The 13,342-nt window shown below is 55.7% G+C and carries 14 protein-coding genes; 10 read left to right on the top strand and 4 right to left on the bottom strand.

Annotated features, from left to right (window positions below):
* The first annotated feature begins 23 nt into the window (after nt 1–23).
* The 7 genes from mrdA (at nt 24) to lipA (ending at nt 7,732) form a co-directional block, all read left to right on the top strand.
* Nucleotides 24–1,928 carry a peptidoglycan DD-transpeptidase MrdA gene (gene mrdA / locus FEM41_RS13115; protein WP_138096398.1) on the top strand — a complete coding sequence of 635 codons (1,905 nt, stop codon included), beginning with the start codon at nt 24–26 and terminating at the stop codon, nt 1,926–1,928.
* Nucleotide 1,929: 1 nt separating this feature from the next.
* Entirely contained in the window at nt 1,930–3,042 is a 1,113-nt protein-coding gene (mrdB, locus tag FEM41_RS13110) for a peptidoglycan glycosyltransferase MrdB (protein ID WP_138096397.1), read from the top strand.
* Between the two features lie 11 nt (nt 3,043–3,053).
* Entirely contained in the window at nt 3,054–4,112 is a 1,059-nt protein-coding gene (gene rlpA, locus FEM41_RS13105) for an endolytic peptidoglycan transglycosylase RlpA (protein ID WP_138096396.1), read from the top strand.
* A gap of 139 nt (nt 4,113–4,251) precedes the next feature.
* Entirely contained in the window at nt 4,252–5,463 is a 1,212-nt protein-coding gene (dacA, locus tag FEM41_RS13100) for a D-alanyl-D-alanine carboxypeptidase DacA (protein WP_138096395.1), read from the top strand.
* Between the two features lie 99 nt (nt 5,464–5,562).
* Nucleotides 5,563–5,826, top strand: coding sequence for a DUF493 family protein YbeD (gene ybeD / locus FEM41_RS13095; RefSeq protein ID WP_138096394.1), 264 nt, complete (start codon nt 5,563–5,565; stop codon nt 5,824–5,826).
* A 93-nt stretch (nt 5,827–5,919) separates the two neighbouring features.
* Nucleotides 5,920–6,567 carry a lipoyl(octanoyl) transferase LipB gene (lipB, locus tag FEM41_RS13090; RefSeq protein ID WP_421804285.1) on the top strand — a complete coding sequence of 216 codons (648 nt, stop codon included), beginning with the start codon at nt 5,920–5,922 and terminating at the stop codon, nt 6,565–6,567.
* 199 nt (nt 6,568–6,766) lie between these two features.
* Nucleotides 6,767–7,732 carry a lipoyl synthase gene (gene lipA / locus FEM41_RS13085; RefSeq protein WP_138096393.1) on the top strand — a complete coding sequence of 322 codons (966 nt, stop codon included), beginning with the start codon at nt 6,767–6,769 and terminating at the stop codon, nt 7,730–7,732.
* A gap of 89 nt (nt 7,733–7,821) precedes the next feature.
* Here the strand turns inward: lipA and tatE are convergent, their stop codons facing one another.
* Both tatE and FEM41_RS13075 read right to left on the bottom strand, forming a co-directional pair.
* Nucleotides 7,822–8,016 (bottom strand): twin-arginine translocase subunit TatE, encoded by a 195-nt coding sequence (gene tatE, locus FEM41_RS13080; RefSeq protein ID WP_138096392.1) that lies wholly within the window; start codon nt 8,014–8,016, stop codon nt 7,822–7,824.
* Between the two features lie 114 nt (nt 8,017–8,130).
* Nucleotides 8,131–8,919, bottom strand: coding sequence for a deaminated glutathione amidase (locus FEM41_RS13075; RefSeq protein ID WP_138096391.1), 789 nt, complete (start codon nt 8,917–8,919; stop codon nt 8,131–8,133).
* 91 nt (nt 8,920–9,010) lie between these two features.
* On the opposite strand from FEM41_RS13075, the gene crcB reads away from it, so the two are divergent.
* Nucleotides 9,011–9,397, top strand: coding sequence for a fluoride efflux transporter CrcB (gene crcB, locus FEM41_RS13070; protein WP_138096390.1), 387 nt, complete (start codon nt 9,011–9,013; stop codon nt 9,395–9,397).
* Between the two features lie 164 nt (nt 9,398–9,561).
* On the opposite strand, the gene cspE is transcribed toward crcB, so the two are convergent.
* The gene (gene cspE / locus FEM41_RS13065; RefSeq protein ID WP_038627478.1) at nt 9,562–9,771 is read right to left on the bottom strand and encodes a transcription antiterminator/RNA stability regulator CspE; all 210 of its coding nucleotides are present in this window, start codon (nt 9,769–9,771) and stop codon (nt 9,562–9,564) included.
* 187 nt (nt 9,772–9,958) lie between these two features.
* A complete protein-coding gene (pagP, locus tag FEM41_RS13060) occupies nt 9,959–10,495 on the bottom strand; it encodes a lipid IV(A) palmitoyltransferase PagP (protein WP_338324518.1) in 537 nt (178 codons plus the stop codon).
* A 587-nt stretch (nt 10,496–11,082) separates the two neighbouring features.
* On the opposite strand from pagP, the gene dcuC reads away from it, so the two are divergent.
* Together dcuC and rna are read left to right on the top strand one after the other, a co-directional pair.
* Nucleotides 11,083–12,447 (top strand): anaerobic C4-dicarboxylate transporter DcuC, encoded by a 1,365-nt coding sequence (gene dcuC / locus FEM41_RS13055; RefSeq protein ID WP_138096388.1) that lies wholly within the window; start codon nt 11,083–11,085, stop codon nt 12,445–12,447.
* A gap of 88 nt (nt 12,448–12,535) precedes the next feature.
* Nucleotides 12,536–13,336 (top strand): ribonuclease I, encoded by an 801-nt coding sequence (rna, locus tag FEM41_RS13050; protein ID WP_138096387.1) that lies wholly within the window; start codon nt 12,536–12,538, stop codon nt 13,334–13,336.
* The last annotated feature ends 6 nt before the right edge of the window (nt 13,337–13,342 follow it).

Here is a 13,342-nt window from a genome sequence, read left to right as displayed (position 1 = left end):
TTACCAGGCAGATTACGCAGCGGATGAAATTACAGAAGAACTCTTTTCGTGACTACTCGGCCGAGTCCGCGCTTTTCGTGCGCCGGGCGCTTATCGCCTTTTTGGGTATTCTGCTGCTGACCGGCGTCCTTATCGCCAACCTCTATAATCTGCAGATCCGTGGCTTTAACGTCTATCAGACTCGCTCCAACGAGAACCGAATCAAGCTGGTCCCCATTCCCCCCACCCGCGGCGTGATTTATGACCGTAACGGCATTCCGCTGGCGGTAAACCGCACCATCTACCAACTGGAGATGATGCCGGAAAAAGTAGACAATGTGCAGGCGACGCTGGACGCCCTGCGTCCCATCGTCGATCTGACTGATGAAGATATTGCTGCATTTAAGAAAGAACGTCTGCGTTCACACCGTTTCACTTCAATACCGCTGAAGATCAACCTGGACGAAGTTCAGGTGGCGCGTTTTTCGGTCAATCAGTATCGTTTCCCCGGCGTTGAGGTTAAAGGCTATAAGCGACGCTACTATCCTTATGGTTCAGCGCTCACCCACGTTATCGGCTATGTGTCGAAAATTAATGACCGGGACGTGGCCCGCCTTGAAAAAGAGGGCAAGCTTGCTAATTACGCCAACACCCATGATATCGGCAAGCTGGGTATTGAGCGTTCCTACGAAGATGTACTGCACGGTCAGACCGGCTACGAAGAGGTTGAAGTTAACAACCGCGGTCGGGTGATTCGCCAGCTTAAAGAAGTCCCGCCGCTGGCCGGTCACGATATTCAGCTCACTATCGACCTTAAACTCCAGCAGTATATCGAAACGCTTCTGGCAGGAAGCCGCGCGGCGGTAGTGGTTACCGACCCGCGCAGTGGCGGTATTCTGGCGCTGATTTCTACCCCCAGCTACGACGCCAATATGTTCGTCAACGGGATTTCCAGCAAAGAGTATTCCGGGCTGTTACAGGATCAGAACACGCCACTGGTGAACCGTGCCACCCAGGGGATCTACCCGCCGGCCTCGACGGTAAAACCCTATGTCGCCGTTTCGGCGCTCAGCGCTGGGGTCATTACACGTCATACCAGCCTGTTCGACCCAGGCTGGTGGCAACTGCCTGGCTCGGAAAAACGCTATCGTGACTGGAAAAAATGGGGCCACGGCCATCTGAATGTCACCAAGGCCCTGGAGGAGTCAGCGGATACTTACTTCTACCAGGTCGCCTATGATATGGGGATCGACAGACTCTCCTCCTGGATGAGTCGATTTGGCTACGGCCACTCGACCGGTATCGACATCAAAGAAGAACGTACCGGCAATATGCCGACCCGAGAATGGAAAATGAAGCGCTACAAGAAGCCCTGGTATCAGGGAGACACCATTCCCGTAGGTATCGGCCAGGGCTACTGGACCGCCACGCCCGTACAGATGAACAAAGCGCTGATGATCCTGATTAACGACGGTATCGTGAAAGTGCCCCACTTCCTGATGTCCACAACGATCAACGGTCGTAAGGAACCCTGGCAGCAGCCGCACGAGCCGCCGGTGGGCGATATTCATTCCGGTTTCTGGGAGATAGCCAAAGACGGTATGTACGGCGTGGCTAACCGCCCGAACGGAACCGCGCACAAATATTTCCAGAGCGCGCCTTATAAAATAGCCGCCAAATCAGGTACTGCCCAGGTCTTTGGCCTGAAGGCAAATGAAACCTATAACGCCCACAAAATAGCCGAACGACTGCGCGACCATAAGCTGATGACCGCCTTCGCCCCCTACGATAAACCTCGGGTGGCCGTGGCCATGATTCTGGAAAACGGCGGCGCCGGTCCGGCGGTGGGTACTATCATGCGACAAATCCTCGACCATATCATGTTGGGGGACAACAACACCGACCTGCCCGTGGCAAACCCGGCGGTCACGGCGGCGGAGGATCACTAACATGACCGATAACCCCAATAAGCGGTCGCTGTGGGACAAAATCCATATCGACCCCACCTTTTTGCTGACGGTGCTGGCCCTGCTGTTCTACAGCGCCCTGATTATCTGGAGCGCCAGCGGCCAGGATCCCGGCATGACCGAACGCAAAATCGGTCAGATTCTTATCGGCCTGACCGTAATGATCGTGATGGCCCAGGTGCCGCCGCGCGTCTACGAAGGCTGGGCGCCATGGTTTTATATCATCACTATCATCCTGCTGGTGGCGGTGGACGCCTTTGGTGCTATCTCTAAAGGGGCTCAGCGCTGGCTGGACCTGGGTATCATACGCTTTCAGCCCTCGGAACTGGCCAAGATTGCCGTCCCCTTGATGGTGGCGCGCTTTATCAACCGCGATGTCTGCCCGCCATCGCTGAAAAATACCGGTATCGCCCTGGTGCTGATCTTTATGCCGACCCTGCTGGTGGCGGCTCAGCCTGACCTGGGTACCTCCATTCTGGTGGCCTCTTCTGGCCTGTTCGTGCTGTTCCTGGCCGGGCTAAGCTGGCGACTGATCGGTATTGCTATCCTGCTGCTGGCGGCTTTTATCCCGATACTCTGGTTCTTCCTGATGCACGACTACCAGCGACAGCGCGTGATGATGCTACTCGATCCAGAAAGCGATCCGCTGGGGGCGGGCTATCATATTATTCAGTCCAAGATTGCCATCGGCTCCGGCGGCCTGCGCGGTAAAGGGTGGATGCATGGTACCCAGTCGCAGCTGGAATTCCTGCCCGAACGCCACACCGACTTTATCTTCGCGGTGCTGGCCGAAGAGCTGGGCATGGTCGGCGTGCTGATTCTGCTCACACTCTATCTGCTGTTGATTATGCGCGGGCTGTGGATTGCCGCCCACGCGCAGACCACCTTTGGCCGGGTCATCGCCGGGGGGCTGATGCTGATTTTATTTGTCTACGTCTTTGTGAATATCGGGATGGTGAGTGGTATCTTACCCGTCGTTGGGGTGCCGTTACCGCTGGTCAGTTACGGAGGGTCGGCCCTGATCGTCCTGATGGCTGGATTCGGCATTATTATGTCGATCCATACTCACAGAAAAATGCTATCGAAGAGTGTGTAAGGGGTATGAGGATGCGTAAACAGTGGATTGGAGTCTGCGTTGCCGCAGGATTACTGGCAGCATGTAGCACCGATAACAACAACAGCCAGCAGGCCAATACCGCCCCTCAACCGGCGGTGTGCAACGGACCGAATGTTGAAATTACCGGCGCGGATCCGCGCCCGGAAGCGCTAAGCCCAACGGCGAATCAGGATTATCAACGCGACGGTAAGCAGTACCGTATCGTTCAGGATCCTTCCCAGTTCAGTCAGACCGGCCTTGCAGCCATTGATAACAGCGGCGCCCGTACGACCGCCACCGGCGAAACCTGGGACACGGGACAGCTGACCGCAGCGCATCCGACGCTGCCAGTTCCGGGCTACGCGCGTATCACTAACCTCGCTAACGGGCGGATGATTGTGGTACGTATTAACGATCGCGGCCCGTACAGCAACGAGCGGATTATCACGCTGTCCCAGGCCGCGGCGGACCGCCTGAACACCTCGAACAACACCAAAGTTCGCGTCGATCCTATTATTGTGGCCCAGGACGGGACGCTCTCCGGCCCGGGTACGGCCTGTACCACTATCGCTCGCCAGACCTATGCCCTGCCGGCCCGTCCGGACCTGAGCGGCAATGGCGGCGGCGCGCAGCCAGCCGCTCAGCAGAACGAAGTGAACGGACAGGCCCCGCAGCAGCAAAATATGGCTCAACCTGCAGGTGTCGACCAGCAGCAGCCAGACACTGCGCAACCTGCCGCTCAGGGCGCACAGCAGCCCGCCACTCCCGACTATCAGACCGCCACCGGGGAACATAACGCGCCGGTAACTGCGCCGGGTTCAATCCAGGGCGCATCTTCAACCAGCGGAAGCTATGTGGTCCAGGTCGGGGCTGTCAGCGACGGCGCACGCGCTAATCAGTGGCAGCAGCAGCTCAGCCAGCAGTATTCGGTACCGGGGCGCGTGGCCCAGAACGGTCCAGTATGGCGCATTCAGTTAGGACCATTCGCCACCCGTGGCGAAGCGGTAGAGATTCAGCAGCGCCTGCTGAGCGCCGGACAGCCCCAGAGTTTTGTGACCAGCGCCCAGTAACGGCATCAGATATCCGATTTTGCGTCAATTTATGTAAACACCGGTAATAAATCCTGCGCAAAGTCGGGTGTCTCTCCCCAGGGCATTTGTTATAGTAAACCACTTTTTCATTCCATCACGGATGTTGCCAGTTCAGACCATGACCAGATCTCTATCGACTCGCTTTACCCGGCGCCTGGCGATTGCCGCCACCGTTGCGCTGACCACCATTTCCGCTGCTCAGGCCGAAGATATCAATATCAAGACCATGATTCCGGGGGCGCCGCAGATCGATGCCGAATCCTGGGTCCTGATTGATTACAATTCCGGTAAAGTTCTGGCCGAGCACAACGCCGACGCCCGCCGGGATCCCGCCAGTCTGACCAAAATGATGACCAGCTATGTTATCGGTCAGGCCATGAAGGCCGGTAAATTTAAAGAGTCCGATCAGGTCACCATTGGCAAAGACGCCTGGGCCACCGGCAATCCGGTATTTAAGGGCTCTTCGCTGATGTTCCTGAAACCGGGGATGGAAGTGCCGGTTTCCCAGCTGATTCGCGGTATCAACCTGCAGTCCGGTAACGACGCCTGCGTCGCGATGGCCGATTATGTGGCCGGTAGCCAGGACGCCTTTGTCAGTCTGATGAATAACTATGCGGGCGCGCTGGGTCTGAAGAATACCCACTTTGAAACCGTGCACGGTCTGGACGCTGAGGGTCAGTACAGCTCGGCCCGCGATATGGCGAAAATAGGCCAGGCGCTGATTCGTGACGTCCCTAATGAGTACTCCATCTACAAAGAGAAAGAGTTCACCTTTAACGGCATTCGCCAGATGAACCGCAATGGCCTGCTGTGGGACAAAAACCTCAACGTCGATGGCATCAAAACAGGCCACACCAGCAAGGCAGGCTACAACCTGGTCGCTTCCGCTACCGAAGGCCAGATGCGCCTGATCTCAGCCGTCATGGGCGGTCGTACCTTTAAGGGACGCGAGTCCGAAAGCAAGAAGCTGCTGACCTGGGGCTTCCGCTTCTTCGAAACCGTGAACCCGCTGCGCGCCGGTAAAGAGTTCGCCTCTGAACCCGCCTGGTTCGGTAACAGCGATCGCGCCTCCCTCGGGGTGGATAAAGATGTCTATCTCACCATTCCGCGCGGCCGTATGAAAGATCTGAAGGCCAGCTATGTGCTTAACAGCGGTGAGCTGAATGCTCCGCTGCATAAAAACCAGGTGGTAGGTACCATCAACTTCCAGCTGGACGGTAAAACCATTGAGCAACGCCCGCTGGTGGTGCTGAAAGAGATCGACGAAGGCAACTTCTTCAGCCGCATCATCGACTATATTAAGCTGATGTTCCATCGCTGGTTCGGCTAAACGTCGGCCCCTTGATATTGCCGCGAACGGCCCCATATTATCTGTATCAACCACTCCCGCCCCTGGCGGGAGTGATTCTTTTGTTATGCTGGAGCAACCATGAAAACCAAACTGAACGAGCTACTTGAATTCCCCTGCCCTTTCACCTACAAAGTGATGGGTCTGGCGAAACCGGAGCTGGTTGATCAGGTGGTAGAGGTGGTGCAACGCCACGCCCCGGGCGACTATACCCCGCAGGTAAAACCCAGTTCGAAAGGGAATTATCACTCGGTCTCCATCACCATTACCGCAACGCATATCGATCAGGTAGAGACCCTGTACGAAGAGCTGGGCAACATCGAAATCGTTCGCATGGTACTGTAATTCTGCTTCCCGGCTCCTCCGGGCCGGGTCATCCTCCCCCGCTTTCCCGCTGTGATATACTCCCTGCACCGTTGATCAGCCGGAGACGCTGTTTTGTCTCAAGATACCGATACCATACTGATACGCCAGCTTGGGCTACAGCCCTGGGAACCCGTTTCTCAGGCGATGCACGAATTCACCGATACCCGCGACGAACAGAATCCGGACGAGATCTGGCTGGTTGAACATCCCCCGGTCTTTACGCAGGGCCAGGCAGGTAAGGCCGAGCATATTCTGGCGCCCGGCGATATCCCGGTGGTACAGAGCGACCGTGGCGGTCAGGTCACCTATCACGGACCGGGTCAACAGGTAGTCTATGTGCTGCTAAACCTGCGGCGCCGCAAGCTGGGCGTCCGCGAGCTGGTCACCGTGCTGGAACAGACGGTGGTGATCACTCTGGCTGAGCTGGGTATTGAGGCCTACGCCCGTCCTGATGCGCCAGGGGTCTATGTGGAACAGCGTAAAATCTGCTCGCTGGGTCTGCGTATCCGCAAGGGCTGTTCATTCCACGGCCTGGCGCTCAATGTCGCTATGGATCTCTCCCCTTTCCAACGCATCAATCCCTGCGGCTATGCGGGTATGGAGATGACGCAGGTTTCACAATGGGTGCCTGATGCCACCCCATTGCAACTGGCGCCGCGGCTGGTAGAGAATATGATGAAGCTACTGGATAACGCGCCGCACCGCTGGTTAGCGAACTAATTCCGGCGCCGTCAGAACGCACAAAATAACAAATTTTTTACATCTTTTTGGCGCTTTCCGGCGGGGCACGACTGCTTTCCAGGTTTCATAAATGATATACTCCGGTAAACAAATTCAAAAATAGTTGATAAATACGTCTACATCTTGAATTTGAAGCTTTTTGTCCCATCACCCACTGCTGGACTGGAATACGCACGCTATGAGTAAACCCATTGTGATGGAGCGCGGAGTCAAATACCGCGACGCCGATAAAATGGCCCTGATTCCGGTGAAAACCGTAGCAACCGAGCGTCAGGAGCTGCTGAGAAAGCCGGAATGGATGAAGATCCGCCTGCCTGCCGACTCCTCCCGTATCCAGGGTATTAAAGCGGCGATGCGCAAAAACGGCCTGCACTCCGTCTGTGAAGAAGCCTCATGCCCTAATCTGGCGGAGTGTTTCAACCACGGTACGGCCACCTTTATGATCCTGGGGGCTATCTGTACCCGCCGCTGCCCATTCTGTGACGTCGCCCATGGCCGTCCGGTCGCGCCCGAAGCCGACGAACCCCGTAAACTGGCTCAGACCATTTCAGATATGGGGCTGCGCTATGTGGTCATCACTTCGGTGGATCGCGACGATCTGCGCGACGGCGGTGCCCAGCACTTCGCCGACTGCATCAGCGCCATCCGCGAAAAGACCCCCAGCATCAAGATCGAAACCCTGGTTCCTGACTTCCGCGGTCGTATGGATCGGGCGCTGGATATTCTGAACGCCACCCCGCCGGACGTCTTCAACCACAACCTGGAGAACGTGCCGCGTCTGTACCGTCAGGTTCGCCCGGGCGCCGACTACTCGTGGTCACTGCGCCTGCTGGAGCGCTTTAAAGAGGCACATCCGGAGCTGCCAACCAAGTCTGGTCTGATGGTCGGGCTGGGGGAAACCAACGAAGAGATTATCCAGGTCATGCGCGACCTGCGCAGTCATGGGGTCACCATGCTGACTCTGGGCCAGTATCTGCAGCCGAGCCGCCACCACTTACCGGTGCAGCGCTACGTCAGCCCGGACGAATTTGAAGAGATGAAAGCGGAAGCGCTGGCCATGGGCTTCACCCACGCGGCCTGTGGCCCCTTCGTGCGCTCTTCTTATCACGCCGACCTGCAGGCCAAAGGCGAAGAGGTGAAATAACGGCTGTAACCTTTAGTTACACCTTTTTTGCCTGATAATAAAAAACCGGCCCGCATGGCCGGTTTTTTTATCGGTATAAGACCCGGAAATTACTCTTTATGAGAGAGTCGCTCTGCCGACGCTTCGTTGTTCGCAGCGGGCTTCTCATCGTCATTCATGGCCTTCTTAAATCCCTTAATGGCCGCTCCGAGATCGCCGCCCAGGGTGCGTAACTTCTTAGTACCAAACAGTAATACGATCAGTACACCGACCACCAGCAGCTTGGTAATGCTAATCTCGCCCATAGTTACCTTCTTAATTCAAAACTAACCGAAAAAAACCTGAGGTTATTAACGGTCATTATTCGCCGCGACACAATAGCAATCTGTAACAGGGTGAATCAAGCCAGACGACGAAAATTATACCAACCGGGGGGCAGCAAAGCGGCGGTTAGCCAGGACCGGCAGGCTGGCACGCACTTCCGCCAGCCGTTCCTGGCTCAGGCTGGCGCACACCATGCCCGGCTGCTCGCCAAGACCTGCCAGCGTCACCCCTAACGGGTCCACGACCCGACTCAGCCCAATATTGCGGGCACCACACTCATCTGCCGCCGCCACATAACAGGTGGTATCCAGCGCTCGTGCAGCCAGCAAAAGTTCCCAGTGACGCTCTTTATGGCCACCGCGCACCCAGGCCGCCGGTAGCGCCAGCACCTGTGCTCCGGCCAGCGCCAGACTCATCGCCAGTTCGGGAAAGCGTAAATCGTAGCAGGTCAGCAGTCCCACCTTCATGCCCGCCACCTCAATGAGCGGCGCCACGCTATGACCGGCATCCACCTGCAGAGATTCCTGTATCTTAAAGGCATCGTAAAGATGGAGTTTCTGGTAGCTTGCCACAATCTCACCGTTACGCAGCGCCACCAGCGTATTCGCGGCACGCCCGTTCCCGGTCGGCACATGCAGGGTCAGTACCGTAGTCAGCGATGAGCCCCGCCCTGCCGCCAGTAGCCCGCTAACAAAGGGCCCTTCCAGCGGCTGCGCCGCCTTTACCGCCAGACTGCTATCGCTGTCGCTACGGGCCAGTACCGCCTCTGGCAACACCAGAAGATCCACCTGCTGTGCATCAGCCTGCGCCATCCAGCCACAGCAGGCCGCCAGATTCGCTTCAACGTCTGGTGTTACCGCAAATTGACCAACCGCTACCTTCATCGCTCCCCCGGTTTTTGTATTGCAAACTTCCCGTTAGCCCCCTGACGGCGCTACACTCTCACTACTTTAGTCATATTTACGGGAAGTGTGTGTGTTACAGATGTCATTAGCCGTATTTATCGGCGGGGGAATCGGCAGCCTGCTGCGCTGGATGCTGAGCATGCGGTTGAATCCGGTGCATAGCGCCATTCCTGTCGGTACCCTGACAGCCAACCTGGTGGGAGCTTTTATTATTGGTGCAGGGCTGGCCTGGTTCAGCCGTATGACCCAGATCGATCCCATGTGGAAGCTGCTGATTACAACCGGCTTTTGTGGCGGTCTGACCACTTTTTCAACCTTTTCGTCCGAAGTGGTATTTCTGCTACAGGAAGGGCGTCTGGGTTGGGCAGCCCTGAACGTGCTGGTTAATCTACTGGGCTCTTTTCTGATGACGGCCATTGCCTTCTGGCTGTTTTCTGCCGCTTCATCCCATGCCTGAGGGAATACAGCGATGAAAGCGCGGCTAAACGGCCTGGTTGCCGTGGGTGCCAGTATTGCCATTGTATGCTGGTTTCTTTACGGCTATCTGATTAGCTGGTAGCAAAAAGGCATAAAAAAAACCCGCCTTTAGGGCGGGTTTTACAATTCTGTCTGACTGCTAACTTACAGAGCGATTACGTTAGCGGCAGAAGGGCCTTTGGCACCGTCAGTGATTTCGAACTCTACGCGCTGACCTTCAGCCAGAGTTTTGAAACCGTTGCTCTGGATAGCGGAGAAGTGTACAAACACGTCTTTGCTGCCATCTTCCGGAGTAATGAAACCGAATCCTTTGGATTCATTAAACCACTTAACGTTACCTTTAATCTTAGACATCAAAATTACCTTTACATGAAAAAACGACACAAATACCGTGTCGGGTACCAGTACATCAATTGTGGTGGCTTTTGTCCAGTCGAACTTTGATAAAAAGTGATAAAAGTCGCTAACTTTTTAGTACAGCCACCCTTATTGCTTGTTTTTAAACGAGGTAACCCCCTCACTGCCATTACCTCGTTTTTACTCAAAACTGAAAGCGGAACCAGGCGAAGTAGACGTTACCGTTGTTATAGGTGCCAGGAATGTAGGTCATCTGGAAAGTCGCAGGACCATAACCGATGGACGCCAGCGGCAATACCAGCGGAATAGGAATGTACTTCCAGTTATCGCGCGCCGTTACGCCCGCCGTATAGCCGAGCCCAAGGTGGAAGTTATCGTCCGCCAGCGGACGCCAGGTGGCTTCCCAGCCGTAACCGGCGATCGGCTCCCATTTATTATAGGAATCCTTAAAGGCCATGACGTAAAGACCGTGCCAGTTGCCTTTTTCATCCCAGCGGGATTGCCCGATCCCTGCCCCCCACGGACGTTCGTTGTACTCATCGGTCTTGTCCTTGTCGTAAGCAAAACGCGCGTGCCAGGTAATGGCAGGAATATAGAGGTCATAGTGCTCAGGCTCATGCCAGGTCTGGGAGACATTATCGGTAAAGGTGTCAAACCACCCTTTGCCGCCGTCCTGTGCCAGTGCCGTTGCGCTAATGAATAATGGGCCCACTGCCGCAATAAAAAAAATAAAATAGTTGCGTAATGATTTCACGTTTTCATCTACCACATTCAGAGATCGGTGACATGATAAGCAAGTCTAGCTGAATGAAAGCTAAATGCCTGTCACCAGGGCTATCCATTATTTTATTTGCCAGGCCGCCATAGCGTCTATGAAAAGACCCGCTACTCAGGACATATCCTAATAATCTCTGGGGAAATGCTCAGAAAAACAGGCGATATTCATTCACTTCATAAACAGAATCGCCTTCCCCGGATGGCTCAGGCGACTATAAGCCTGGCATCACCTGGCTTTTCTTTACCCACAAACTGACTGATTATTAAGCAATAACTCACAGTTTTTTTACATTCTCTCCGCCAGTTATTGCGTTGGCTCACTCTGTGTGAAAAATGCCAGGAATTTATTTTGTATTTCCCCCAGCTACCGTCAAAATGGCTATCTTTAGACTTGCGCTCGCCGTGTGCGTGCGTCATTCAGCCCCAGAACATTGACTATCAGGCCTGAAGCTTGTCTCAGCGCCTGCCATAGGTATTTGTTTTCACCGCTAATATGTCACGCCGGATTAATACCGGCCCGCTGGGAAAATTATGTTAACGATATTTGAGCTGTTATTTGGAGCCGCGGTTATTATCGGCGTGGCCTGGTACATCATAAAAGGTTATTCCGCCACTGGCGTATTGCTGCTCGGTGGCCTGATACTGCTAATCGCCAGCGCCATTATGGGCCATCCGGTTCTGCCTGCCGGTACCCAAAGCACCGGCTACAGCGCCACGGATATTCTGGAATATGTCAAAGTCCTGCTGATGAGCCGCGGTGGCGATCTCGGTATGATGATCATGATGCTGTGCGGTTTTGCGGCCTATATGACTCATATCGGCGCTAACGATATGGTGGTAAAGCTGGCTTCCCGCCCGTTACAGTACATCAACTCGCCCCATCTGCTGATGGTGGTGGCTTACTTCCTTGCCTGCCTGATGTCACTGGCGGTCTCCTCCGCCACCGGGCTGGGGGTGCTACTGATGGCAACCCTGTTTCCGGTCATGGTCAACGTCGGCATCAGCCGCGGCGCAGCCGCCGCTATCTGCGCCTCACCGGCAGCGATTATTCTGTCCCCCACCTCTGGCGATGTAGTTCTGGCCGCCAGGGTTGCCGATATGCCGCTGGTCGATTTCGCCTTTAAAACCACTCTGCCGATCTCCATCGCCGCCATTGTCTGCATGGGCATCGCACACTATTTCTGGCAGCGCTGGCTGGATAAAAAAGAGCATATCAACACCGAAATGTTGGACGTCAGCGAAATCCAGACCAAAGTTCCTGCTTTTTACGCCATCCTACCCTTCTCCCCGGTCATTGCGGTACTGATTTTCGACGGGAAATGGGGCCCGCAGCTGCATATTATTACGCTGCTGGTGATGTGTATTCTGCTAACGGCCATCATCGAATTCCTGCGCAGCTTTAATACCCGCAGCGTATTTGAAGGGCTGGAGGTTGCCTGGCGCGGTATGGCGGACGCTTTCGCGACCGTGGTCATGCTGCTGGTCGCCGCCGGGGTCTTTGCCCAGGGGCTAAGCGCCATCGGTTTTATCCAGAGCCTGATCTCTATCGCAACCTCCTTTGGTTCCGCCAGTATCGTCCTGATGCTGGTACTGGTGATTCTGACCATGCTGGCGGCGATGACCACGGGTTCCGGTAATGCCCCTTTTTATGCTTTCGCAGAGCTGATCCCTAAACTGGCCGCTCAGTCGGGCGTGAATCCGGGGTACCTGGTGATTCCGATGCTGCAGGCCTCTAACCTCGGGCGGACCATCTCTCCGGTTTCCGGCGTGGTCGTCGCGGTAGCAGGCATGGCGAAGATCTCGCCGTTCGAAGTGGTTAAACGCACCTCGGTGCCAGTACTGGTCGGCCTGCTGGTAGTGATTATCGCCACTGAAGTATTGATGCCTGCCAGCTGACGCGGGCACACTCACACGCGAAGGGGACCTGCGGGTCCCCTTTTTGTGGTTAAATAACGCGGATATAACGCGAACCATCGGAAATCACATGAAAAACTGGATAGCTTACGCGCTGCTGACTGGCACGCTTGCCAGCGGTTATGCCCATGCCGAACCATTGAAGGCAACGCAGTATGACGACTTCGACCGCTACGTGCTGGCGCTCTCCTGGCAGAGCGGCTTTTGTCAGAGCATGCATGAACGCAATCGCAAACTTCCCGCCGAATGCCGGGAGCAGGACTCCCCGGAAAACGGCGCACAGATGCTGACGGTACATGGGCTATGGCCCGGTCTGCCGCGTTCCATCGCGGCACGCGGCGTGGATGAGCGGCGCTGGATGCGTTACGGTTGCGCCACCCGCCCGATTCCCAATATGCCAGAAGCTCGCGCTTCACGGAAATGCGCCGCCCCAGGGGTTGACCTGAGCGACACCATGGCGCAGAAGCTGGGCGAAGTGATGCCCGGCGCTGGCGGCAGTTCCTGTCTGGAACGCTATGAATTCGCCAAGCACGGCGCCTGCTTTGGATTTAATCCCAATGCTTATTTCGGCACCATGGTGCGCCTGAATCAGGAGGTGCGCGACAGCGCCTTCGGACGTTTCCTGGCCGGTCATTACGGAAAGATCGTCAGCCGCAAGGCATTTAACGAAGCGCTGGCGCGTAGCTGGGGTAAAGAGAGCGTGAAAGCGGTGAAGCTGACCTGTCACGGAAATCCGGCTTATCTGACCGAAATGCAGATCGGCCTGAAGGCGGAAGCCATCAACCAGGCCCTGAGCTCACAGAGCTTTGCTCCGGGAGCGCATCCGGGTAACTGCGCAAAAACCTTCCGTCTGGATGCCGTCGGTTTCTGAGTCATA

The organism is Jejubacter calystegiae (assembly GCF_005671395.1).
Lineage (GTDB): Bacteria > Pseudomonadota > Gammaproteobacteria > Enterobacterales > Enterobacteriaceae > Jejubacter > Jejubacter calystegiae.
Note: the sequence above shows the minus strand (reverse complement) of the source record. Positions and strands in the feature narration are given on the sequence as shown.

What these genes read in the sequence shown, in the direction of transcription:
- mrdB (WP_138096397.1), top strand. Translation starts at nt 1,930, where the DNA reads ATGACCGATAACCCCAATAAGCGGTCGCTGTGGGACAAAATCCATATC.
- dacA (WP_138096395.1), top strand. Translation starts at nt 4,252, where the DNA reads ATGACCAGATCTCTATCGACTCGCTTTACCCGGCGCCTGGCGATTGCC.
- rna (WP_138096387.1), top strand. Translation starts at nt 12,536, where the DNA reads ATGAAAAACTGGATAGCTTACGCGCTGCTGACTGGCACGCTTGCCAGC.
- tatE (WP_138096392.1), bottom strand. Translation starts at nt 8,016, where the DNA reads ATGGGCGAGATTAGCATTACCAAGCTGCTGGTGGTCGGTGTACTGATC.
- ybeD (WP_138096394.1), top strand. Translation starts at nt 5,563, where the DNA reads ATGAAAACCAAACTGAACGAGCTACTTGAATTCCCCTGCCCTTTCACC.
- FEM41_RS13075 (WP_138096391.1), bottom strand. Translation starts at nt 8,919, where the DNA reads ATGAAGGTAGCGGTTGGTCAATTTGCGGTAACACCAGACGTTGAAGCG.
- dcuC (WP_138096388.1), top strand. Translation starts at nt 11,083, where the DNA reads ATGTTAACGATATTTGAGCTGTTATTTGGAGCCGCGGTTATTATCGGC.
- rlpA (WP_138096396.1), top strand. Translation starts at nt 3,054, where the DNA reads ATGCGTAAACAGTGGATTGGAGTCTGCGTTGCCGCAGGATTACTGGCA.
- cspE (WP_038627478.1), bottom strand. Translation starts at nt 9,771, where the DNA reads ATGTCTAAGATTAAAGGTAACGTTAAGTGGTTTAATGAATCCAAAGGA.
- lipA (WP_138096393.1), top strand. Translation starts at nt 6,767, where the DNA reads ATGAGTAAACCCATTGTGATGGAGCGCGGAGTCAAATACCGCGACGCC.
- mrdA (WP_138096398.1), top strand. Translation starts at nt 24, where the DNA reads ATGAAATTACAGAAGAACTCTTTTCGTGACTACTCGGCCGAGTCCGCG.